Origin of the sequence: Ruminococcus sp. FC2018, from assembly GCF_000621805.1 — a bacterium.
Classification (GTDB): Bacteria; Bacillota; Clostridia; order Oscillospirales; family Ruminococcaceae; genus Hominimerdicola.
On sequence record NZ_JHXH01000005.1, the window covers coordinates 41,625 to 63,805 of the forward strand.

The following is a 22,181-nucleotide window of genomic DNA, read 5'->3' on the forward strand; positions in this document are numbered from 1 at the left end:
ATAAAAATGGATTCACTCCTCGTTTCCGTATTCGTTGAGTGTGTTCATCGTAACTATCGGATTATCGGAATTTGCACAGTAAAGCAGCAGGCAGTCGAACGGGTGACGCACATACAGCCTTGCAAATCCACATTGTATCAGCCGATTGTTCAGTTCATCGTAAAAATCAAGCAGATTGCCGTTGATAGTTAATTCATCAATGTTGTTAGCCTCGTTGTAAAAGCGGTAGAACCTGCAAAGCATAAGCGCCTTGCGTAGCGTTTCATAAGTAGCCTTTTCACCGTTTATTATTTTCCCGAGAGTTACGTCGTTGATAAGTGACTCGGTAAATCTTTTCGGCAGCTTTCTGCTCAGCCCTTTTCTGTCAGGTGACTGATATCTATACCCGAGAAGTTCGTCAATTACGCTGCTGTTCTCTCTGCCCTTGCGGATACTGTTTGTGTGATCCTTTGCGAGCACAATTTTCTTGATCTCGTCGATGTCATTGTTTATGAGTTCTCTCGCCATCTGAAACTGCTGCTCGTTGTTGTAGCAGTGTGCGGAAAGATACTCTATGAATTTGTCGTCATCGTCTGTCTCACGGATAGTCCGTGCTATCTGCGAGGTATGGGTGTGAGCGTTCTCCTGCGGTACGAATCCGCTTGAAGCTTCAAGCATTTTCGTGACTGCCGAGTACGGCTTTTGGTGAACAAAGCAATAGAAATAAACCGCATCAATACGGCTTTTCACATTGAACGGGATAGTCAGATAATACTTCTCAAAGAAAATATGCACCTGCTGTTCGTTCATTTCAAGCGCATAGCAAAGGTCGTATTGGTTGCAGCGGTTGGTCACGCCCGGGGGAGTGCCCTTTATCCAGTTGGTCACCGCTTTCGGACAGTCCTTGCCCAGAAGCTGTTTGAACCTGCGCTTGACCTCGGCAAGCATTATCTGTTTGTCGTCTTTTGTGCAAATCGTGCCAAGCTCACACAGGCGCTTTGCCAGTCCTTCCAAAAATATCGGCTGGGAGTCAAGCTCCAGCGCCTTGTTTATGCCGGTGATAAGGTCGCTTGGCGATGACGGATTCAACACAGGATTATCGAGGATCATCTCGTCGTATATGTACTGCGTGCTGTCGTCCCTGGGCAGCTCGTTGTTATCATTCATCGCACTCAACCTCCGCTTCATTCTTTTGACAGTATTATACTACAAATCAAACTGCTTTTCAAGATGTCTTTTTAATACATAAACCCGACACCTGTCAAGGTGCCGGGTCATTTGCTGCCAAGCAGAACAAAGGTCAGCAGCCCCTGATGTTTGGTCTGTATAGCGGGACATATATTTTTATAATGTAGAGTGCATGAGCACCGACCTACCATACCTTATAGCCTGCATACTTCTCGATCTCATCAAGCAGGATCACCTTCATCAAGATCGACAAGTGGTGTGACTTAACGGCGCTGACCACCAGCTCGGGCGAAACTCCTTCGTCAAGCAGTCTGTGTACTCTGCGGATATAGCACCTCTCGACGATGTCTCTTGTGAGAGCACACACGATGAACAGGATCACGAAAAGCACGATCATACCGCCCACGCCGAGCATTGAAAGAGCCCTGTTCAATTGGTATTCTCCCTCGGGACTTATTGAAATTGTGATGTATTTCAATATGCAGACCATAACTGTTGTTCCGATAGCCGTAGGAATAAGCCTGTCCATTTTATCACCTGATATCTTGTTTCTTATGATCTTTTTTCGGATCTGAACTTCATACTGTATTTGCGTGCATCTTCATCATCCATAAGCCAGCCGTATTTCTGGAGAAAACTAAGCTTCTCTTCGTCAGTGATGAAACTTTCCTCGGCACGTTTGCTTGGTATCTGCATATTTTCCTTTCCATTGCTAAATCGTGGCCACTCATTCTGGATGTAGTAGACAGGTTCTCCGCCTTTGATAAACTGTCCGTGGTATGTTCCCTTATACTCCGCACAGGACGTTTCTTCGCCCGCCACGCCATCGAGTGCGCCGCTTGCGAGCTTTGCCAGCAAGCTCTTTTCTTCGTTTGTTATATTCACGCTTATCCTCTCCTTGTTTATGTGTTATTTCAAAGCTTGTTCAAGCTCATCTTCAGAGTAACCATATGTATAGTCCTCGTCTTTGCCGTTAGATGCCCAGATTAGTGCGGCTTCATCAACGCTGATAGCTTGTGCATCATCAAATACTTCTTCATCGTAATCCATATACTCATCGTCCTCCTCGTCCTGTGTCAGTGCTTGCTCATTATCTTGAAGTGTATTGTTGTAATCTTCGATGCCCTTGATAATCTCGGCTTTAGCGTTTTCGCTTTCAGTTTGTATCGCGGCTCTTTTGCCTTTAAAAAAGTGGTAAACCTTCGGAACGGCTGCTCCGACTATGAGGCTGACAATACTAGTTATAATAACCACTGGCTTCATTTCATCTCTGCCTTTTTGACGACCTTTTTCTTCTTTTTGGTCAACGAACGCTTGTGGTCCTCCGGCTTCGCTTATTTGTTTAGACATATCTGCATAATCCCAAGACATAAAAACTCTCCTTTCATAGATACGATTTACGTTGTTTGCTTGTTTGATAATAATATAACATACTCGGATCAGCCATTATAAAAATGGATTCCGATTTAGGGAACAGGCTATTTCTTTATCTTACCGAGACCAAAGTTGAAAAGGCTTAAAGCTGCAAACGCAATACTTGCAACCTCTACACCTTTCCCTAATATGTTGAGGATGAGTTTACCTTTGCTTTTCGGATTGTTATTGGCTACAATGGGAGGGGGTGTTTCTACTTGAATTGTTGTTTCGACACTGTCCGGTTCTTCAGCTGCTTCCAAAGTTGCTACAAGATTAGCATAGATAGCTTTGTACTCGTTCATATCAACAGGCATCTGATACGGATCGGCACATTTCATCTCGTTTACCGCTGCCATCATCGTGCAGATACTTTCGTATGAATACCACTGACTGCTCGTAAACTTTTCAATAAATACAGGGAGATAATTGAACGGGCAGGTTTTTATGTAGTGGTATTTGCATTCGACATCAATATAAGGATTGGTGAAGGTTATAACCTTAAATATCTTCGGACGTTCAACACCGGCTCTCTCTAAAGCAATTCTCAGCAGATGTTCACGCTCGTCCATCTTTTCGGCTATATTGCCATCGTAATGCATACAATTGCCTATCCTGTAGAAACCGCCTTGCTCATCAATAAAAATATTCTTCTTGCTGTTTTTGATCTCAACAATGAATATAGCCTTGTTGGTAAAAACAATAGCGTCGATCTCCGTGCGTTTTCCGTCAAATTCAAGCTCAACATTTCTAAGCACAGCATTCTCGCAGCCAAGATTCTCCAATGCCCGAAAAACCTTTTGCTCGCCGTATTTACCTGAGATCTCAGCCGCAATTTTATTGCCCACAGATTTGCTGCTCTGGATAAACTTTTCAAGCAGGGTGTCCGCAGCGCCGTTGCGCTCATCGTTGAGTTTTTTCATATGTTCAACAACGTCCCATAGTCTAAGATTGCCTTTTTCAGCGTGCTGGGAATTGAAAGTAAGATCGACTATTTCCTTTTGAAGCTTAAGAAGCTCGGGTAATAACTCTGACTTGGTGTATGTGTCTTTGTTGAATGCGCTGATTTGCGACTTTATCTCGTTTACTCTCTCTGCAATATTCATTTGACTCATCCTTTTCAACATCGTCATCTCTTTAACTAACTGCCGGCAATTCTACTTGTGCACATAAATAAAAATGCCATACTAATCATAAAGGATATCCTTTAAGTTTAGTATAGCATCTACTTTGTTTGTTGTCGAGCAATGATTTATTGCGCAACGGTCAGCCACATATGTTTACTAGCAATTTGCCGGATTTGGATTGAAACGTAAATATCGTTTTGCATATCTATTATTGTAAGAGCTTAGCTTTTCTAATCTTTTATATCCGTCTTGGTTAAAAAATGTTCCTCCTGGTTTTATAAAGAAAAAGGTTAATGCGTCATAATAATCTGCAAGATCAGCAAATGTAGGTTCTTTCTTTAGTTGTATCATCATTTCGTCAAAAGCACTTTTATATATAGGTTCTTCTAATATGCTAAAATCGATTGGAACAAAGCGTTCAAGCTCTGTTGTGAAAGCAGCAGCCATTTCATCGATTAAACTTGGGTCTATTTTATAATCTTTGTATATTTTATATGAAAGCGCTTTTTTATCTGTTAATACGGTTAAAGCTGATTCCACGCATTTTAGAAAATAGTAAAATGAAATGTAATTCGAAGCGATAAAGATTTCTTCCGACTCTTGTTGATATGACAGAAGGTAGTTGTTCATAATATTCTCATATTCTTCAAGGCTTGCCATAATACCATGGAATTTGTCCGTGTTATCATTTACAAACACAGGAAAACTAGCTCCATGATGTATTTGCTCAAAAGGCATACTTTCCCATGCGGTATAGAACTCTTGTTGTAATAGATATGCAATGGAAAATGGCTCGTTTTTTAATGCATTATCGTCAACAAATATCGGGAAACAACTCCTCAATGATTCCTTTATTAATTTGGTGTCAATATTAAATCTGTAATTCGATAGGTCACTAAAAACAAGTTCTTCTAAGGTAACATCAAAGAATTTCATATATAATACTTTTGTTTCATCATCCACTTTGTTTTTACCTCTTTCAAAGTTTGAGATGTATTGATGATCATCAGAGCCGAACCTCTTTGCAAGCTGCTCCTGAGTTAAGCCATATGCTTCTCGTAATGCCTTGATGTTCTCTTTAGTGCGAATATCACTTATTTCCATTAAGCATACCTCCTTTATCTCTTGGGATTATCTGTTAAGAGCATTATAACATAAACCAGCAATGTAGTCAATTAATCCAAATCGAAATATAAACTACATATTGACGAGCGATATATCGCACGTTAACATTGTGCCACGATACCCGGCTTGATTCTAGCTTGACAATATCCGCACAAAGAGGTATACTATCACACCAACAAGAAGATCGACAAGGTCAGTATTCTTTTTGAGGACATTGCCGTGTTCGGGGTTTAAAACTTAAAATGTACCCTCAAAACCTTAAATTTTACTTTGAAAACTTAAAACTCCGACTCTAAAACTTAAAATATTCGTTTGAAACTTTAAATTTCGACCTTAAAACTTAAAATCTACACCTTTAAACTTTAAATCTTTTCTTGATATTTTAAGTTTCTTGTGCTAAACTTAAAATCAAAAGAGGTGATTTCAATGAATGAAGCAGGATTGAAGGAACTTGTTGAGAAAATAGTAAATGTCAAAGCAGAGTTTCAGACGATAGAAGTCAAGCGCAGCAATACTGAATGCTCTTGTTCACCGTGATTACAGTATTCACACAGAGGGCATGCCGATTCAGATAATGGTGTTCAGTGACAGGCTTGAGATCAAAAATCCGGGTGGTCTGTATGGCAGATTAACTCTTGATGACCTCGGTAAAACACAGCCTGATACAAGAAATCCTGTACTTGCCACAGCTCTGGAGCTTATGGGAGTTACAGAGAATCGTTACAGCGGTATACCTACAATAAGGAACGAACTTGAACAGCATGGTTTACCTCAGCCTGAGTTTGCAGTTATCCGTGGTGAGTTCTGCGTTACGTTCCATCTTAAAGAAGAAGCAAAAATGCAGGAGAATAATGCGGATAAGCCTACCCTTGAGCAATTTTGTAAAACACCACGCAGCCGAAAAGAGATCACTGAATTTCTTGGGATAAGATCTGCAACTTATGCTATCAATAAGTATGTTATCCCACTCGTTGAGCAGGGCAAATTGTTTATGGAGATACCGGATAAACCGACAAGCAGAAACCAGAGATTCTACTCAAAGTAAAGAGTGCTGTTCTTCCAAGCGCTGACGCTCGCAGCTGCTCTGGTCGAGGGCAGACGCATCATCATTTCAGGCGGAAATTATACTCTTGATAACACGATCTCGGAGGAGATCGCACGGAAAGGAAGCAGTATTATGAGAATCGCAGTAACCTATGAAAACGGACAGATCTTTCAGCATTTCGGCAGAACAGAGCAGTTCAAGCTCTATGACGTTGCCGACGGCAAGATCATCAATGAGCAGGTAGTTGGAACAATGGGCGCAGGACACGGCGCACTTGCAGGATTTCTGAAGAATGCACAGGCTGACGTTCTTATCTGCGGAGGCATCGGCGGCGGTGCGCAGATGGCTATGCAGGAGGCTGGCATCACCCTCTACGGCGGCAATTCGGGCAGTGCCGATGAAGCGGTGAAGGCTTTCCTTGCACACACACTTGTTCAGAACGATAACCCGACCTGCGATCATCACCACGAACACGGCATAGGTCATATCTGTGCAAGCCACAGCTGCGGTGATCACTGATGAAGATAGTCACACTTGTAGAAAACTCCTGCGGCAATGAAAAGTGTATCGCAGAACACGGACTATGCATCTATATCGAGACACAAAAGCATAAACTCCTGCTCGACACAGGGCAGACGGACGCAGTTGTGAAGAACGCCGAAGCTCTTGATATTGACCTGTCTGCCGTCGATACTGTTATCCTCAGTCACGGTCACTATGACCATTCGGGCGGTATATTGCCCTTTTCAAAGCTCAATAACACTGCACAGATCATCCTGCAAAGAACAGCAGCCGAGCCGCATTACAACGGTGAACGCTATATCGGCATTGATACTGATATACTCAAATTGACAAATGTACGCTTTATTGAAGGCGATTTGAAGATAGATGATGAGCTGTTCCTGTTCAGCGGTATCAAAGGCAGGCGGTGCTATCCGCAGGGGAACAGGAGGCTGTCTTGTATGAAAAACGGTGAAATAGTTCCTGATGATTTCATTCATGAGCAATGCCTCGTTATCACGCAAAACGGCAAACGCTGGCTGCTGTCGGGCTGCGCTCATAACGGCATACTCAATATACTTGATAAATATAAGGAGCTGTTTGACAGCTATCCCGACTACGTTATCACGGGATTCCATATGATGAAGCGTGAGGGCGAGCATACCGAAGAAGAGAAAGCTGTTATTATTCAGACAGCGCAGGAGCTTTCACAGCTTGATACTGTCTTTTACAGCGGTCACTGCACAGGCATTGCTGCATTTGATCTGATGAAGCAGATCATGGGCGATAAACTCATTGCCCTGCACAGCGGCGAATCTGTCAACTGACAAAAATGGATCGCTTTTTGTTTTAACATCTTGCCTGACAGGGATCTTTCTCTTGAACCTGCCGCCAAATTGTGCTATAATAGTATTATCACAACGAACAGGCGGTGTACCCATTGAAACGAAAACCACATATACATTTTATATCATTTCTGCTCGCCCTGTGTCTGTGCGTTCAACTCACAGGCTGTGCAAGCAGCTCGTCCAAAGATTCAGGCGAAAGCTCCGCAGCCGTATCTTCTGCCGACTTATCACATACCTCGTCAGACCAAAGGGGTGTGGATAAGATAGTCGAGGAAATGGTCGTTGACTACGGAAGCTACGGATCTAAGGCAAAGGATAAGATAGACACCCTGCTCGGTGAGCTTTCTGCCTGCGACACATCTGCGGGCAAACGCTGGAAAAACATAATGGACATCTGGACATCGGACGACCTTGGCAAACATCTTAATTACGATGTTCTCCCCGACGGACTGCCTGATACGGACGAGCTTTGCATAGTCGTCCTCGGATTTCAGCTCAAGGCCGACGGCACGATGAAGGACGAGCTGATACAGCGCCTGACCGTCGCCCTGAACAGTGCGAAAAAGTACCCTAAGGCGTACATTGTCTGCACCGGCGGCGGCACTGCATCGGAAAACGAAGCTGCATCGGAAGCAGGCGAAATGGCAAAGTGGTTAGAGCAGCAAGGGATAGACAAAAAGCGCATCATCATCGAGGATAACTCGATAACAACGGCGCAGAATGCAATATTTACCTACGATATACTGACATCGAAATACACCTCGGTAAAAAAGCTGGCTATCGTTTCGAGCGACTATCACATCGCAACGGGAGAGCTGCTGTTCAGGGCAGTGTCGATCCTGCGTGCAAGCGAAGCCGGCAGCGAAAAGCTTGAGGTGGTTTCAAACGCTGCGTGGAAAGCGCCCTCCGGTTCGCTTTCGGCAATGTTCCAGGCAGGTGCGCTCATCGAGCTGTCAGGCGACGTAAAAACAGCGTTCGATATCTACTACGATAACTATGATATCCATTCGCTTCCGCCGCTGAAATAGCTTATGGTAAAATAGCCATTTGAGTGAAGAAAAAATGCTCACCGTTTTATTTCAAAAATGACCTTAGATCGCAAAAATCATGACCATTGTTGCCTCGAAAAACGGCTGATGTTCAGATATGTTATGACTGTTTGTACCTCCTGCACCTTGACGTTTATTTGACGCTTATCGGTTTTTGATTCGGCTAAAAGTCAGCAGAGATCACAACAGGCAGGCAATCGGGAAGCTTCGTAAAACCGCCGCTTTTGCGCTATTTGAAGGACTTTGAAAAGCCCTCGGACGCTGTTCAAGTCCCGTTTGCCGCATAGTACACAGCGTGTACCACGCTTGGCCGCCTTTGGTTAATTATCAAGGGCGGATTTCTTTGTGTCACGGCGAATCATCACCTGTCTGTAACCTATAATAACTGCTCGCAAACACGGCGTTTGCGAGTGAATATGTCGCTTCAAAATGAACAGTTGCCGCACAAGTTGAACAGTGCCATCGGCGAGAATGAACACTTTCATCGCACGAAGTGAACAGCAGCAGAAAATGATTGCGTAGGAGCTCGATTTCACGATAGAATAGTGTTATGAATATTCCGCATAAAAACGAGCGTTAAAACCGCACGAATTGTGCATACAAAACGCTTAAACCGTGCATGCTCGCCGCACCATTGTGCATATAGTTGAACGGCAAAAGATCCTGCGGTAAAATGTTGATACACGCAAATTGCGTGAATTCAACAAAAGGAGGTCATAGAAATGACCAATTATCGTGAGATCCTGAGGCTCAGCAGGCTCGGGCTTAACAAAGCACAGATCGCAGGTGCCTGCGGATGTTCAAGAACTACTGTCATCAAGGTTCTGAGCATTGCTGCTGCACAAGGATTGAGCTATCCTCTGCCTGATGGAATGTCAGACAAACAGCTTGCAGATACTATCGTTCCTGCAAATGCGGCAAAACCGGAGTACAAAAAGCCTGCGCTGCTTATACTTGACGAATGGCTGCTGTATCAGCTCAAAGAATCAGAAGCAAGAGATCTTCTCGAAATAGCTGAAGCTCGTTACAAAAAGGGATCAATGATTTTTTGTTCGCAGTTTTATGTACCCGTCTGGCGTGACAAGATTGGTTCACCTATCATTGCTGATGCCATATGTGACCGTATCGTTCATGATTCATATCGCATCGTAATTGAATGCGAGTAATCAATGAGAAAGAGAAAAGGTGTAAACGAAGAAAAGAAATAAGGCACCTTAGGTGCACCGAACGGACCTACTTGCGTTGGTCATGAGTTTAACGCATTAAGGTTTTCCAAGGAGAGTGAGGTTATGCTTAGGCATAAAAAAGAGTGACGCACCCGGCATCACTCTCCTTGCTAAACCCCGCATCAGGCGCTCAGGTCACACTCCTGCGTTGCCTTATCCTCCTGTAGGATTAAAAACATATTAATGATACCATGGCATAGATTGATTGTCAATATTCAGTCGTACGTTTTTCATGCACAATTCAAGCATTCTCCGTGCACGGTTTCAGCGGAAACCATGCACAAAACGAACGGTTTATGTGCACTCGCTGAACGGAATATGCAACGTGCGGAGGCATTTTACGATTTATCATGAGTTTAACATTGTGGTACTGTTCAACTTTACATTGTCATGCTATACTATTATAGTCAGGAGTGTGATGAAATGCTTATATACATAGTTGAAGATGAGGCGAACATCAGAGAGCTGGAAAGCTATGCCCTTGAAAAGAACGGCTTTGAAGTGCAGTCATTTGAAAACTCTAACGGCTTTTATGATGCGATCAAAATACGCACGCCCGATCTGATACTGCTGGACATTATGCTGCCGGGCGATGACGGGCTTACGATACTTGGTAAGCTTCGCAGCGATCCTGCCTGTTCGAGAATACCCATTATCATCATCTCGGCAAAATCCACCGAGCTTGACCGTGTGAAAGGGCTTGACCTGGGAGCTGATGATTATATGTGCAAACCGTTCAGCGTTATGGAAATGGTCAGCCGTGTGAAAGCAAGGCTCAGAGGTGTTCAGGACAAAAATGGCAATATCATAAATTTTGAGAACATTACTATGTCTGAGGATATAAGGACAGTGACCGCAGGCAGCACGCCTGTGGAGCTTACCTTTAAGGAATATGAGCTTCTGAAATTGTTTTTGAGAAATCCTAAGATCGTGCTTCGGCGTGATGACATACTTGATAGGATATGGGGACATGACAGCACAGGACGTACTCTTGACGTGCATGCACGTTATGTCACAGAGCTTGGAGAAGATCGCAGGCGGCAAGCTGGAAGCGACTCTCAAAAAAATGACCTCCAATCCGTTCAAGAGCCTTGCCCTCGGTGCAGGTATCACCATTGCTGTGCAGTCCTCGGCAGCATCCGTGGGCATCTTGCAGGCGCTGTCGCTGACAGGCACGATCTCCTACAGGATGGCTATCCCTATCATCATGGGACAGAATATCGGTACCTGCGTGACCGCTCTGCTGTCATCTATCGGTGTAAACAAGAACGCAAAGCGTGTTACCGTCGTGCATATGTCGTTCAATATCATAGGTACGGTCATTTGCCTTGCATTTTTCTACGGACTTGATGCGATCGTTCATTTCAGCTTTGTGGACAAGTCTATCAGTGCTGTGGAAATTGCCGCTGTTCACTCAATATTCAACATTGTTACCACGCTGATACTTCTGCCGTTCACAGATCAGCTCGTGAAGCTGGCAAACAAGATCATACCGAATACAAAGGAGAAAGAGACCAGTGTGCTGCTTGACAACCGCCTGATCTCCACACCGCCCCTTGCAGTTTCACAGTGCAGAGAAAGAACTGTCGAAATGGCGGTCGGTGCAAAAGAAGCCTTACATGAAGCTTTGACAGCGATGTTTGACATCAACGAAAAGGCGGTACAGAGCGTTGAGGATAAGGAGCAGATGCTCGATGAGATGGAGGATAAGCTGTCTACATTCCTGCTGGAGCTTTCCTCGGTCAGTCTGACCGATCCGGACAGCCGTATCGTTACAGAGCTTCTCCACTGCATCAGTGATTTTGAACGTATCAGCGATCACGCTATCAATATGATCGAGATCGGGCAGGAGATGAAACAAAGCGATCAGGAATTCTCCGCAAATGCAAAAGCCGATTTCGCCACGCTTTTTGCGGCACTGACCGAGATCTCAGGTCTTACCGTAAAAGCTTTTATGGATAATGATACTGACCTTGCCATGAATGTTGAACCGCTGGAAGAAGTGATCGACGATCTTACCGCTGCTATCAGGGATAAACATATCCAAAGGCTTCGCAAAGGTGAATGCAGCCCTGAGCTCGGCGTTTATCTGTCAGACCTGCTGATAAACTGCGAGAGGGTGTCCGATCATTGCTCGAATATAGCTGTGTCCATCATTCAGATCTCAAAGTCCAGTATGAACAGCCATGATTATCTGAGTGGCTTGAAAGCGGAACGTTCCCCCCGGTTTATAGAAAGCTATACTGCTTATGGGCAGAAATACAGGCTGGCGGCGGAATGAAAGTAAACAAAGGGAACCGTAAAGGTTTGCTCTTGCCTGTTTCACAGCTGTTACCTGCCTGGTATTTGCTAACTGCTTCGCCGTTGCTTTGATATTACTTATACATTCTTGCTCGCAAACAGGTTGTTTGCGAGTTCTTTTTTTGCCCAAAAGTGCTTTGTGGACCTTATGATGGACCTTACCCCTAAAAGTCAAACGATGGGAGACTGCGCATCTGCGCAGCTCCCGCCTTTGTTTTTTTGCTATTGTCCGAGCGTTGTTCGTATATTACCCTGCTGTTTTCCCCTGAATAATGTCTGCTATTATGTTGCTTGCCCTGCGTGTGAAACCCCCAAAGAAGATTATCAGAGCTTAACAGACAAAAAGCGTCCTGCACAAAGTGAGACGCTTTTTTGCTGCGCTATAGCTTTGCTTATTCATCAAAGCGCAAATAGCTGATCAACAGTTAACGCCCGGGAGTCTTATACCCGAGCGTTATTGTGTCAGTTATTCTTTTGCAGGCAATTTTTGACGATCCTGTTTTTGTTTAAGATACTTCAGCCGCCGATACAGGGTTTATTCAACAACTGTCTGTTCGCACTCGGAGATCGCAAATATTAAAAGGAACAGAGAACTGAGGTCATCAGAGGCTGTCCAGAAGCGGTAGTACATATTGCCTGTTGGTATTTTGACCTTGTGCTTGACCTCGTCGTCCTCGTGAATGTACACGCTGCACGATTCGATCCTTGCAAGTGCCTTGCCGTCTTTTGTAACATCATAAATAAAGTATGGGAATCTGCTGTGCATATTGGTGCTGAGGCGTATACCCTGACCGTGCAGGCGATCCCACACCTTTTCACCGTCAAATCTGAACGATGACTTTACCGAGAACATCTCATCGTTAAGCGAAGACGTTGTAACGTGACCGACCTCATGCTGCTCGCTCAGACCTGTTCTGTGGTCGGTAAATTCGTAGATTCTTGCACCTACCAGAGAGTTTTTGAGCATCTTGCCTTCATACAGGATGTTTCTGTCTGCGTCCTCAACAATGTAACCCGGCTTTAAGCTGTGACCGTCAAAGCGGAAGTAATACTCGTTCACGCCATCAGCTGTTTTGAGAGCATCGAGCTGCGCCTGAGTCTGCACATCTGCCGCCGGAGCAGTCTTGTCAAGCTCCTTGCTCTTTCTGAAAGCTCTTACTGTCAGAGCGATACCGCCCGCAAGAGCCAGAACTCCCGCACCTGCGATCGCAACAGGTATCAGCTTGTTCATCCTGCTGCTTGCAGTTTTTGAGGGGTCAGCAGGATCGTAGAAAACCTTGACAGCATCACCGGCTGCGAAACTGCCGCTGAGGTTTGTGAACTCGTCCTCGTACTGCTTGCCGTCAACGGTGAATGTGAACTTCACATCATAGCCTTTTTCGTCTTCCTGACCTGCATCGGACTGCACCGCAGAGGTTATCGTACCCGTGGTCTCGGCGTACTTATCGGTGTTGAAACTGAAAAGAACCACGCTGAATATAATAAGTATCAGACCAAGCGGAACCATCATCCTTGCCGGACCTGTGTTTCTCATAAATCTTGCAAATCTGTTTTCGATAGTCATTGATTTTCTCCTTTTCCTTTGTGTTTTGCGTTTTTGTTTTTCTGTATCTATATAATAACACGCCACCACTTACAAACTGCTTACAAAAAAGACGATCACCCGCACTTTTTTATCGGTACGGGTGATGTCTTTATTTAAACTAACACAAAGGTCACGGAGGAGGCTGTTATTATTCGGTTCAGCAGATTATCGGGTTTGTCAGCCAATCCCATGAGGTCTTGTCGGTGTTGAATGATACGATGTTTCCGCTTTCAATGTAGTTCCAGTCCTCATCCCCCCATTGATTGAAACCTGCGTGGTGGAATGTGACCTCTCTTTCATCTATCAGCAGAGAGTCGATGTTTATACCCTTATAGGAGGCGTGAGCGGCGGCGTATCCGCCTATGCCTGTAATGACGTGTCCAATTTCCAGATCGTTATATGCCCGACCGGTGATCAGAATAGAGTTTGCGGGCAGATCATCAACATTGAAGCCTTTATTCTTTAGGTACCGGCGGACAGTGAGTCCCTGAAGGAACGCCGCTACAGGAGCGGGAGTTTTTTGTTGACAGCCTTTTATTTCTTTTCAAAGACTGCGATAAGCTCTTGATCGTCGTTGTTACTGTCACTGTTGCATTCCTTTAGTTTCAGTTTGTTGTGCTTATTATCCGAAGATTGTCGAGATGATGCCTCCCACGATATATGCTGTTGTGCTTACACCGAGCATTACATAACAAAATGTGATCATATTCTTTCCTCCTTTCGTTTAAGTTGTTTGTTGTTTTTCTTCTGTGATCATATAATAACATATCGCCTATTACAAACTACTTACAGATCTTTTGTTTTTTCAAAAAATTATTTTGATCTGTATTTTTGTCTCCTGTCGATCATCTTTATTAACTCTTAGTAATTCTTTTAGTGCTTATTTAAAGTTAACTAAGCTGATCCAAAAGTGAATCGATCTGATCCCAGAAGTCTACCATAAATCTGATCATATCCTCATTCCATGCAGGCGTCATGTTTCTGTTTTTTACGGACTGTATCTGTATTCTGATCTCCCGTATGATTTCTGCCTGAGACTTATTATATCTTTTGTATAACCTCACATCGACTAAAACCTGAATCAGCTTATTCCTATCCATTTTATAGTTCTTTTTGATGTATTTCTCCACCTGTAAAGCGTTCATACTCGGCAGCCATGGCTTTTCGGGGGCTTTGTTTTCCTGCTTCTGGGGCTCGTTTTTCTTTTGTGTGATCTGATCTATCCACTTCTGGATCTGCTCAAAGAGCGAAGGCACTTTTTCCTGCGGAACGTTCAAGGTGCAGACGAAGTCTTCGGGCTTGATCTCGGTGCTTTCTGCCGATGCGCTGATAGCTGCGGTCGTTGTCATCATCATTACTGCTGCAAAAGCTGCTGCGATTATTCTTGTTTTTTTCATAGTGATCTCTCCTTTTCGTTTTTTAGTTTTTTGGTTTAGGGTTCTTTCCCTTTGCTGTGTCTTTATTATATCACAGCACCTCTTACAAACTACTTACAGTTTTTTTCGTTTTTCGAATTTTTTCTCCTATCTTTTATCTTTGTTTACTTTTAGTTATCATAAACATTGATACTTTCAAGTTTCAGATCTCTGGTGCGTACATATTCTGAGAATTCGTCCCAGTAGTCCTTCAGAAACCTTATCATATCCTCGTTCCATGTGAGCTCGCAGTTAAAGCGTGATGCTCTTCTCATTCCGTCACGGATATTGACCTCTGTCTGCTCAAGGGTTAAATAATACCTCTGACAGGAGCGAAGATAAAACGCCGCATTATAGAACTGTATCAATGTCATATTGTATTCTGTTTTTATCAGCTGTTCTATTTCGGGCTGACTCAGATCAACAAGCTTCTTCTTCTGCGGCTCGTTTTTCTTTTGTGTGATCTGATCTATCCACTTCTGTACCTGCTCAAAGAGCGAAGGCACTTTTTCCTCCGGGACGTCCCAGATGCAGACGAACTCGTCGGACTTGATCTCTGTGCTTTCTGCCGATGCGCTGATAGCTGCGGTCGTTGTCATTGTCATTACTGCTGCAAAAGCTGCTGCGATTATTCTTGTTTTTTTCATAGTGATCTCTCCTTTTCGGTTTTATATCATTTGTTGTTTCGGGGTCTTTCCCTTTGCTGTGATCTTAGTATATCACAGCACCTCTTACAAACTACTTACAGATTTTCATGTTTTTCAAAAAAATTTTTGACCGTCTGTTTTTGCCTGTTTTATGGGGTTTTACCTTTGCTGTGATTTTAGTATATCACACTGCCTCTTACAAACTACTTACAGATCTCAATGAAAATAAAATATTTTTTTAAAACAAAAAAGCACCCGCATTTTTTTACAATGCGAGTGCATAGTACCATGTTTAATACAGATCCTCATCAAACAGAAAATCTGCCCAGTAGTACTGGCTCATATATTCGTTCTGATAGGCGTTTACCGCACCGCCGTCAAGCTCTTTGAAACGGTAGTAATCACAATCAAGCGCTTTCGGGTCAACGGCGAGCGCATTAAAGTCCTTGATTACCGCAGCCTCTGCCCCGACAGCTTTAAGGCTCTTCATAAGCGAGTGAGTGAGCTGCTGCATATAGTTCTGCTGTTTCTTGTCATACGGCTCGTCCTCAAACAGTGCCGCCGCTATCTCCTTAATAGTACACGAGCTGCCCTGACGGTGCACGAGGAATGCGAATATCTCCTTTGACTTGCTTCTTTCAAAGCGGACGTGCTCGCCGCTTGGCAGAAAAACATCAAAGTTGCCGAAGCACTGCACCCGCAAAAGTGCGTTGCTTTTTGGCACCAGCGGAAAACGCAGATCCTCAAGCTCTGCCTTGACCTCATCGGCAGTTACCGGCTTCATAATGTATCCGCTTGCCTTCATATCCATAGCATCGCCCTTGTACTCTGAAAAGCCTGTCACGAAAATGATATTCATCTTCGGGTTGATCCCTTTCAGCCGCTTTGCGACCTCAACGCCTGTTATGCCACGCATATGTATATCCAGAAACGCCACATCACATCCGTTTTTTTCAGCTTCATCTATAAGCTCTGCCTGCTTTCTGAATGACGAGATGTCAGCATCGGGTTTAGCAGCCTTTACCGCCTGTTCCAGCATTTTCAGAGCTAAAGGCTCATCATCAAGACACAGTATCCTCATTTTCGTTTCTCCGTTCCTTTGGTATTATGACCCTTGCGGTCGTGCCTTCGCCGATCTTGCTGGTGATGATTATGTCCGCACCGCACATCTCTTTAAGGCGTTTTCTTGTGTTCTCCATTCCCACGTGTGAGCGTCCGTCATCCTTTTTTGGAGCGTTCACATCAAATCCAACTCCGTCATCAGAGATTATGACCTCATAAGCATTATCGGTCTGTCTTGTGGAAATTTTTACCGTACCGCCGTCCTCAGCCATCCCCACACCGTGCTTGACAGCATTTTCAACCAGCGGCTGTATTGACAGCTGCGGAACTCTGAAATCAGTCACCTGAATATCATACTCAATGTTCAACAGATCGTCAAACCGCAGCTTTTCAATGAACAGATAGTTTTTAAGGTGACTAAGCTCCTGCTCAAAAGGCACTGTCTTTGTCTGACTGAGAGAATCCATATTGCAGCGAAGATATTTTGAGAAAGCAATAGTCGCCTCCTTGGCAGTCTTCGGGTCAAGCTCGCACATCATTGCAATAGATGTCAGAGCATTGTACATAAAGTGCGGACGTATCTGCGACACCATTATCTGCAGCTTTGCATCATACAGTTCCTTTTGTGTACGCAGATTTTCACGGGTGTAGAAGTCTATTTCCAGGGTAAAATCCGAAATAACATCAGCAAGGTAGCCAAGCTCGTTTTTCTCTTTGATCGTATACATTTTTTTGACTATCTCTTTCGGATCCTTGTCAGCAGAGTAATCCAGCAGACCGTCCTGTATCGCATTGATGGGTTTGACAGCCTTGCGGTACAGGAAAATGAGAAGGACCATAAGCACGATGAGGATACCGCTTATGATTATTATCAGCGCTTTTGCTATCATTCCCGTGAGGGTGCTGCGAAAATCGTCCCAATTGTAGGTTATGCCCACTACCGCCCTTGTCTTGCCGCCGATTATCACAGGCTTGTAGCCTATGTAGTAGTTGCCGGCATTGGGGAAGTCGGTCGCTCTTTCAAATACGATCTTATCTGAGTCTGAATCAAGCATCTTTTCCAAAACAGGGTGTTTTGAAAGGTCAAGCTCCAGGTAGCTTCCCATTTTATCATTTTGCTCGTTCCTGTTAAAGTCAATCAATATAAGCCCTCGGTACTGCTGCTGCATATCCATGATAAACATACTGTCAAAGCTGCTGTTGTTTATGTGATTGTAAAGTATGTTCTTTGTTCCGTTGAGATGCTGTCTTATATAGCTGTATCGTATATCCTCAGGCATATTTTCAAACCAGCTGTATTCATACTTGTTATCGGCTTTTAAGTACGCCTTCAGCTTTTCTGGTTCTTCATCTGTCACCTCGTCGTGAAGGGCGATGCGGTATTCTTCCATATGCTGAAATATCCAGTCCTTAGAATCCTGATCAAGGACTTTCCCCGCAACAAAAGGCATGTAGCCCAGCGTCTGTGTCATCACATCTTCAATATGGTCATTTTGTGCTTCAAGATAACCCTTGAGCATGCTGTGGTATACAGTCCAGACTACTGCTGCCGTCATAACTGCGAACAGTGGCAGTACGATAGCCGTTATCTGAAAAAGCAGTCTGCGCTTTTTTCTTTTACCTTTCACCCTCTCACCTCGCCTTGTGCTTATGTTTTTATTATCTGCTTTATTATACCTTAAAAATATAAAATTGTAAAGATGCCCGCCAAAAACAAATTAAAAGCGCCCGCTATTATTCATACGGACGCTTTTCAGCTTTATTCATATCAGATCCTTCGGCTCTCATTATGAGAGTACAGAGATCATACCGCTGATTTTCATTAAAGCAGTTTCCCCTGCCGATCATGCTTTTTCAGTTTATCGGATTTCCGAATTCATCGACCTCAAATCCGTTCTCGTCAAGTGCATTGATCCCAAACCTGCCCAGCAGGATCCCTGCCAGTATTGCCTTTATTCCTCTGTGCTTTTTCTTGAATCTTCTTGTTGTTACTTTCATAGTGATTACTCCTTTTCTTTTTGGTTTTATTTTGTTGTTTTCGGGTGATTTCCTTTGCTGTGATCACATAATAACACACCGCCTCTTACAAACTACTTACAAATTTACGGGGAAGTGAAAAAATTTTTTCTCAGCCCCAAAGTATTAATCTAACGGGGATTTATGATATAATTATTAAAAAGGAGCTTCACTATGGAAAACTTTGTCCGGAGGTTTGCGCATATAGATAGTAAAACGCCTGATAAGACCGCACTTGTTTGCGAGCCTGAGCGTCTTACATACCGACAGCTTGACCGGTACAGTGAAAACCTGGCAAAGCTGCTTGCAAGAAACGGCGTAGGAAAAGAGCAGCCGGTGGGGATAATGGTAAAACGCTGTGAACTGTTCCCGATATGCACTCTTGCTGTGCTGAAAGCAGGCTTCGATGCAGATCCTGCCCGAGCTGACCGAACCGCTGCCGGTTTTCTATGGTGGAGGACGCAACGCAGGTGAACTTCTGAACCGTTATCCCGACGCACACGTTGATGCGATCGATTATTCACCTCTGTCTGTGGAGAAAGCATCTGAGTATAACAAGGCTATGATCCATGCAGGCAGATGTACTGTTTCTCAGGGTGATGTGTCTGATCTGAAGCTCAGCGAGACATACTGTGAAAAAGACCGGGCTTCTTGTACTCACTGCCACCCGTCAAGAAATTCAAGTGCTTCATTCGTGCTGTCCTTTCTTGCTTTGCTGCAGGCATTCTGGTCGACGTGCTCCGCCTGCAATATCTTACGCATTGATTTGAGATATTCGTGCGAGGATATAAGATCTCCGCAAAGCAAGTGACTGCCTTTTTCGTATACTGTCGCCTGAACTCTGTAAGGTTAGCCGCATTCTTCCAGCTTCTTTTTCATTCTCGGAACTGCCTCGTCCGACGGCCGGCAGTCATCGCAGCCCGGGCACTGCATAAGAATATCAACATGCATATTCTCCACCTTTATCCTTGCTTTTCCGGTCTGCACATTCTCATCATAGCAGCCCCGCAGCATACGTCTCATTCTGTGTTTGAGCAGCCTTGCCGCCATTGTTAAGAGCCTTGAAATATTCTTTCCGCACCGCCTTTGCCTCGGGAACAAACTCCATAGCACCCCAGCAGTGCATCATGCCCCTGCCAATATGAACGTTAAGGGGCACATTGTATTTCTCGCAGTGGGTTCTCAGGTCGTCAAGATAGGCATACATCACCTCATGTGTCCCGTAGAAAACATCAATGCCCGGAAAGCCCGAAATATCCCGGAGCATGGGGCTCAGCAGATAGGCTTCATCGCCTTGTGCAAGCACGGGGTCTATCCTGTCAAAAAATGCAGGAGGTATCATCACATCGTATTTTTTCAGCCTTTCCATTTCGGCTCGGATTAGCGATAACTAACCGCAACCGATCATATCACATCATATTTCGCTCAAAAAACATCCCGAAAAATTGTCAGGATAAATAACTGTCTTTACCACTTGAAAACTGCCAGTCTGTTATTCATATTCTTGCCGATGACTTCATAATTACTCCCTCCTTCGATTAGTTAAAACTAACTATATATCAAGTATATCACACATGCTTTCAAACGTCAATATTTTGCAGACAAAAAAAGAAGCCGGTTTCACGACTTCTTTTTATTGCCCGATATCAGCTCTTATTTTCTTATAGCTCCTACGGAGTTAGATCTCTGTATAACACTTTCAGCTTCATTCTGCTCTCTTGTGTTAAATGTCTTTTCAGAAAGCTTTGACTTGCCGAGCTTTAAGTCCTTGCGGATCTTTTCAACGTTCTTTATGCGCTGCTTTGAGATGCTTCTTACATACTCATCGCCCTTTAACAGATTGCCCTTCTTGTCCTTTACAGCCTTTTCGGTGTTGTAGAAGTCCTTCATGTCGGGGTGATCTTCAATGAACGTCTTGCCGGTGAGTGCTTCGTATCTGTCCATAAGCACCTTTTCGATCCTCTGTATTACAGGGTACTTGTGCTGTGTGCTGAGATCAGTCTCGCCGTCTTTTGCCTTGTGAGCGTAGTATCTGCCAATAGCTATAATAGCCTCCTCTACCTTTTCGGTGTACAGAACAGACATGGTCTTGCCTTCCACTTTATTTTTATCTGATATAACGTTCTCCATGTTAGTGATAGCCTTCTGTATGTTATCATATTCTGCGGAGTTTCTTTTCTGCCTTGCATCATTGAGCATTTTCTTGCAGGCACCCAGCATTTTAGTTTCTTTTTCTGTTGTTTCTTCAAATTCAAAGCTCTTGTCCGCCTCTGTGAACTTTGTAGTATAGATAGGATTGTTGTCATCGCCCAGTTTCATTACATTCTCGTCCTTGAGCTTTATGTTGAACAGCGCGCTGCGGAATCTGTTGAACTTGTAGTTTTCATCTTCGGACAAGCTCTCATAATGCATAGTCTGGTATGCCTGAGCGTTGCCTCTGTTCTTGTCGCCTTTTATCCTGTACAGGTCTCTGAGCTCTTCTGTGAAGAACTTCTTGTCGGTGTTGAATATCTCCATTACCTTGTCGATGTCCTTCTGACTGAAGTCGGTGTTCAGGTCGGGGTCGAACCTGTCAGACTTGTAAAGCTCTACAAGATCCAATATAGTAGGCTCTAACTTTGTATAATGTACTTCCTCGTCGCCATTGTAGTTCTTTTCTATCTTGCTCTCAACGTCATAGGTCACTATCGGCGGTATCTTGCAGTGGTCGAACCATACTTTTACATCAAAGCCCTTTATGTCTGCAAAAGTTTCGGGCTTGCCGTCAGCTATGCACTTGTCCATATGAGCGTTCATCATATCAAGTGCTTTGATGTACTCCGCTGCTTTTTTCTCTGTGAGATCGTCCATTATATCTTCTTTCTGTGTCTTGTCAGCCTTTATAATGTCAGACGCAGCAGCAAGAGGGTCAAACGAACGCACCTCATCATAATTGACATTGAAATTATCCTTTAATAAATTGGTGTATGCACGGGAGTCCACATATTCATCAGCTCTGAACCCCTTGTTGAGCAGCGCTGTATAGGAATCCAGTATCTTATTATACTGCTCCTGTGTAACAGTTTTCTGCCCATTGTGTCTCCAGAACTTATCCTTGTAATCTCTCCTCGGGTTTATAAGCAGACGCTCATTTCTTTCCTTTTCCGAGAGCTTATCGCCTTTAAGCTCTTCAAGCCTGTTCGGGTACTTCTTATCAAGCTCCTGCTTCTTTTTGATAAGGTAGTCGATAGTTGCCATGTAGGTCTCATATTCCGTGTCAGGTGCGTGATCTATGACCATCATCTGGAATGGATTTCCGGTGCTGTCTTCCAAAAAGCTGCCCCTGCCGCTGGGGAACTTTTCGAGATTTTCGTCCTTTACTAACTCTGATACATCTTTGTCCGGGAACATTTCCTTGTATTTCTTTGTATCATTTCTGAGCATTACATAGGGACTCGTCGAACGAATATGCTGAGCCCAGTGCAGCATGATAAGGGGACTCATGCAATTGTTAAATGACTTCTGATTCTTTTCTGAAAGATCATCAGTATTTTTGTATTCATCATTGTATCTGTTGCTGTAATTTTCATCTAAAAGTCCGCCGACGCTTGCCTTGATCATTACCCTCATTGCTAATTCTCTTTTCATAGTGATTAACTCCTTTTTTCTATTTTT

24 protein-coding genes and 1 pseudogene are annotated in these 22,181 nt (G+C 43.9%); 10 read left to right on the top strand and 15 right to left on the bottom strand.

Annotated elements, in window-relative coordinates; translation table 11 throughout:
* Positions 1–12: 12 nt before the first annotated feature.
* The 6 genes from T494_RS0104640 to T494_RS0104670 all read right to left on the bottom strand — a co-directional run bounded on the left by T494_RS0104640 (position 13) and on the right by T494_RS0104670 (position 4,811).
* Positions 13–1,146, bottom strand: a complete 1,134-nt coding sequence (locus T494_RS0104640) for a hypothetical protein (protein WP_028505293.1) — start codon at positions 1,144–1,146, stop codon at positions 13–15.
* 205 nt (positions 1,147–1,351) lie between these two features.
* The gene (locus tag T494_RS0104645; protein WP_028505294.1) at positions 1,352–1,696 is read right to left on the bottom strand and encodes a hypothetical protein; all 345 of its coding nucleotides are present in this window, start codon (positions 1,694–1,696) and stop codon (positions 1,352–1,354) included.
* Between the two features lie 23 nt (positions 1,697–1,719).
* Positions 1,720–2,052, bottom strand: coding sequence for a hypothetical protein (locus T494_RS0104650; RefSeq protein WP_028505295.1), 333 nt, complete (start codon positions 2,050–2,052; stop codon positions 1,720–1,722).
* A gap of 24 nt (positions 2,053–2,076) precedes the next feature.
* Entirely contained in the window at positions 2,077–2,538 is a 462-nt protein-coding gene (locus tag T494_RS13365; protein WP_051540080.1) for a hypothetical protein, read from the bottom strand.
* A gap of 107 nt (positions 2,539–2,645) precedes the next feature.
* Entirely contained in the window at positions 2,646–3,686 is a 1,041-nt protein-coding gene (locus tag T494_RS0104665; RefSeq protein WP_028505296.1) for a nuclease-related domain-containing protein, read from the bottom strand.
* A gap of 177 nt (positions 3,687–3,863) precedes the next feature.
* Positions 3,864–4,811, bottom strand: a complete 948-nt coding sequence (locus T494_RS0104670; RefSeq protein ID WP_028505297.1) for a helix-turn-helix transcriptional regulator — start codon at positions 4,809–4,811, stop codon at positions 3,864–3,866.
* Positions 4,812–5,391: 580 nt separating this feature from the next.
* On the opposite strand from T494_RS0104670, the gene T494_RS12290 reads away from it, so the two are divergent.
* The 7 genes and pseudogenes from T494_RS12290 (at position 5,392) to T494_RS12305 (ending at position 11,782) form a co-directional block, all read left to right on the top strand.
* Entirely contained in the window at positions 5,392–5,877 is a 486-nt protein-coding gene (locus tag T494_RS12290) for an ATP-binding protein (RefSeq protein WP_051540082.1), read from the top strand.
* 3 nt (positions 5,878–5,880) lie between these two features.
* Positions 5,881–6,396 (top strand): NifB/NifX family molybdenum-iron cluster-binding protein, encoded by a 516-nt coding sequence (locus T494_RS0104685; RefSeq protein ID WP_155984037.1) that lies wholly within the window; start codon positions 5,881–5,883, stop codon positions 6,394–6,396.
* The gene (locus tag T494_RS0104690; RefSeq protein ID WP_028505299.1) at positions 6,396–7,205 is read left to right on the top strand and encodes an MBL fold metallo-hydrolase; all 810 of its coding nucleotides are present in this window, start codon (positions 6,396–6,398) and stop codon (positions 7,203–7,205) included. Before T494_RS0104685 ends, T494_RS0104690 begins: the two co-directional genes overlap by 1 nt.
* A gap of 275 nt (positions 7,206–7,480) precedes the next feature.
* Positions 7,481–8,254, top strand: a complete 774-nt coding sequence (locus T494_RS0104695; RefSeq protein WP_242836384.1) for a YdcF family protein — start codon at positions 7,481–7,483, stop codon at positions 8,252–8,254.
* Between the two features lie 743 nt (positions 8,255–8,997).
* On the top strand, positions 8,998–9,441 hold the full coding sequence (locus T494_RS14330; RefSeq protein WP_081777221.1) for an ATP-binding protein: 444 nt from the start codon (positions 8,998–9,000) through the stop codon (positions 9,439–9,441).
* Between the two features lie 483 nt (positions 9,442–9,924).
* Positions 9,925–10,452: pseudogene (locus T494_RS13615) on the top strand (response regulator transcription factor); the annotation flags it as partial.
* 49 nt (positions 10,453–10,501) lie between these two features.
* Positions 10,502–11,782 carry a Na/Pi symporter gene (locus T494_RS12305; protein ID WP_242836385.1) on the top strand — a complete coding sequence of 427 codons (1,281 nt, stop codon included), beginning with the start codon at positions 10,502–10,504 and terminating at the stop codon, positions 11,780–11,782.
* A 555-nt stretch (positions 11,783–12,337) separates the two neighbouring features.
* On the opposite strand, the gene T494_RS0104710 is transcribed toward T494_RS12305, so the two are convergent.
* Entirely contained in the window at positions 12,338–13,366 is a 1,029-nt protein-coding gene (locus tag T494_RS0104710) for a DUF3592 domain-containing protein (RefSeq protein ID WP_028505301.1), read from the bottom strand.
* 280 nt (positions 13,367–13,646) lie between these two features.
* Between T494_RS0104710 and T494_RS13790 the strand changes: the two genes are divergently transcribed.
* On the top strand, positions 13,647–13,853 hold the full coding sequence (locus T494_RS13790) for a hypothetical protein (protein ID WP_155984039.1): 207 nt from the start codon (positions 13,647–13,649) through the stop codon (positions 13,851–13,853).
* 424 nt (positions 13,854–14,277) lie between these two features.
* On the opposite strand, the gene T494_RS0104720 is transcribed toward T494_RS13790, so the two are convergent.
* The 5 genes from T494_RS0104720 to T494_RS13795 all read right to left on the bottom strand — a co-directional run bounded on the left by T494_RS0104720 (position 14,278) and on the right by T494_RS13795 (position 18,509).
* On the bottom strand, positions 14,278–14,784 hold the full coding sequence (locus tag T494_RS0104720; RefSeq protein WP_028505302.1) for a hypothetical protein: 507 nt from the start codon (positions 14,782–14,784) through the stop codon (positions 14,278–14,280).
* Between the two features lie 149 nt (positions 14,785–14,933).
* Entirely contained in the window at positions 14,934–15,449 is a 516-nt protein-coding gene (locus T494_RS0104725) for a hypothetical protein (protein ID WP_028505303.1), read from the bottom strand.
* A 292-nt stretch (positions 15,450–15,741) separates the two neighbouring features.
* Positions 15,742–16,530, bottom strand: coding sequence for a response regulator (locus T494_RS0104730; RefSeq protein ID WP_028505304.1), 789 nt, complete (start codon positions 16,528–16,530; stop codon positions 15,742–15,744).
* Positions 16,511–18,139, bottom strand: coding sequence for a histidine kinase (locus T494_RS13370; protein ID WP_051540086.1), 1,629 nt, complete (start codon positions 18,137–18,139; stop codon positions 16,511–16,513). The genes T494_RS0104730 and T494_RS13370 overlap by 20 nt, the downstream gene beginning before the upstream one ends.
* 226 nt (positions 18,140–18,365) lie before the next feature.
* Positions 18,366–18,509, bottom strand: coding sequence for a hypothetical protein (locus T494_RS13795; RefSeq protein WP_155984040.1), 144 nt, complete (start codon positions 18,507–18,509; stop codon positions 18,366–18,368).
* Between the two features lie 192 nt (positions 18,510–18,701).
* Here T494_RS13795 and T494_RS0104745 point away from each other — a divergent pair, with 192 nt between their 5' ends.
* Together T494_RS0104745 and T494_RS13800 are read left to right on the top strand one after the other, a co-directional pair.
* On the top strand, positions 18,702–19,001 hold the full coding sequence (locus T494_RS0104745; RefSeq protein WP_028505305.1) for an AMP-binding protein: 300 nt from the start codon (positions 18,702–18,704) through the stop codon (positions 18,999–19,001).
* Positions 18,934–19,338 (top strand): class I SAM-dependent methyltransferase, encoded by a 405-nt coding sequence (locus T494_RS13800; protein ID WP_155984041.1) that lies wholly within the window; start codon positions 18,934–18,936, stop codon positions 19,336–19,338. The genes T494_RS0104745 and T494_RS13800 overlap by 68 nt, the downstream gene beginning before the upstream one ends.
* Positions 19,339–19,376: 38 nt before the next feature.
* On the opposite strand, the gene T494_RS13805 is transcribed toward T494_RS13800, so the two are convergent.
* The 3 genes from T494_RS13805 to T494_RS0104765 form a co-directional block, all read right to left on the bottom strand.
* Positions 19,377–19,541: a hypothetical protein gene (locus T494_RS13805; protein ID WP_242836386.1), complete on the bottom strand. Its 165-nt coding sequence runs from the start codon at positions 19,539–19,541 to the stop codon at positions 19,377–19,379.
* A complete protein-coding gene (locus T494_RS0104760; protein WP_028505306.1) occupies positions 19,522–19,896 on the bottom strand; it encodes a hypothetical protein in 375 nt (124 codons plus the stop codon). Before T494_RS0104760 ends, T494_RS13805 begins: the two co-directional genes overlap by 20 nt.
* A gap of 284 nt (positions 19,897–20,180) precedes the next feature.
* Positions 20,181–22,154: a hypothetical protein gene (locus tag T494_RS0104765; protein ID WP_028505307.1), complete on the bottom strand. Its 1,974-nt coding sequence runs from the start codon at positions 22,152–22,154 to the stop codon at positions 20,181–20,183.
* Between the last annotated feature and the right edge of the window lie 27 nt (positions 22,155–22,181).

Excerpts from the sequence above, each read along its gene's own strand:
- T494_RS0104760 (WP_028505306.1), bottom strand. The coding sequence starts at position 19,896 with ATGGAAAGGCTGAAAAAATACGATGTGATGATACCTCCTGCATTTTTT.
- T494_RS0104640 (WP_028505293.1), bottom strand. The coding sequence starts at position 1,146 with ATGAATGATAACAACGAGCTGCCCAGGGACGACAGCACGCAGTACATA.
- T494_RS13805 (WP_242836386.1), bottom strand. The coding sequence starts at position 19,541 with ATGCTGCGGGGCTGCTATGATGAGAATGTGCAGACCGGAAAAGCAAGG.
- T494_RS13795 (WP_155984040.1), bottom strand. The coding sequence starts at position 18,509 with ATGAAAGTAACAACAAGAAGATTCAAGAAAAAGCACAGAGGAATAAAG.
- T494_RS14330 (WP_081777221.1), top strand. The coding sequence starts at position 8,998 with ATGACCAATTATCGTGAGATCCTGAGGCTCAGCAGGCTCGGGCTTAAC.
- T494_RS13800 (WP_155984041.1), top strand. The coding sequence starts at position 18,934 with ATGCAGATCCTGCCCGAGCTGACCGAACCGCTGCCGGTTTTCTATGGT.
- T494_RS0104710 (WP_028505301.1), bottom strand. The coding sequence starts at position 13,366 with ATGACTATCGAAAACAGATTTGCAAGATTTATGAGAAACACAGGTCCG.
- T494_RS0104645 (WP_028505294.1), bottom strand. The coding sequence starts at position 1,696 with ATGGACAGGCTTATTCCTACGGCTATCGGAACAACAGTTATGGTCTGC.
- T494_RS12305 (WP_242836385.1), top strand. The coding sequence starts at position 10,502 with ATGCACGTTATGTCACAGAGCTTGGAGAAGATCGCAGGCGGCAAGCTG.
- T494_RS0104720 (WP_028505302.1), bottom strand. The coding sequence starts at position 14,784 with ATGAAAAAAACAAGAATAATCGCAGCAGCTTTTGCAGCAGTAATGATG.
- T494_RS12290 (WP_051540082.1), top strand. The coding sequence starts at position 5,392 with ATGCCGATTCAGATAATGGTGTTCAGTGACAGGCTTGAGATCAAAAAT.
- T494_RS0104730 (WP_028505304.1), bottom strand. The coding sequence starts at position 16,530 with ATGAGGATACTGTGTCTTGATGATGAGCCTTTAGCTCTGAAAATGCTG.
- T494_RS0104725 (WP_028505303.1), bottom strand. The coding sequence starts at position 15,449 with ATGAAAAAAACAAGAATAATCGCAGCAGCTTTTGCAGCAGTAATGACA.
- T494_RS0104765 (WP_028505307.1), bottom strand. The coding sequence starts at position 22,154 with ATGAAAAGAGAATTAGCAATGAGGGTAATGATCAAGGCAAGCGTCGGC.
- T494_RS0104745 (WP_028505305.1), top strand. The coding sequence starts at position 18,702 with ATGGAAAACTTTGTCCGGAGGTTTGCGCATATAGATAGTAAAACGCCT.
- T494_RS13365 (WP_051540080.1), bottom strand. The coding sequence starts at position 2,538 with ATGTCTTGGGATTATGCAGATATGTCTAAACAAATAAGCGAAGCCGGA.
- T494_RS0104670 (WP_028505297.1), bottom strand. The coding sequence starts at position 4,811 with ATGGAAATAAGTGATATTCGCACTAAAGAGAACATCAAGGCATTACGA.
- T494_RS0104665 (WP_028505296.1), bottom strand. The coding sequence starts at position 3,686 with ATGAATATTGCAGAGAGAGTAAACGAGATAAAGTCGCAAATCAGCGCA.
- T494_RS0104690 (WP_028505299.1), top strand. The coding sequence starts at position 6,396 with ATGAAGATAGTCACACTTGTAGAAAACTCCTGCGGCAATGAAAAGTGT.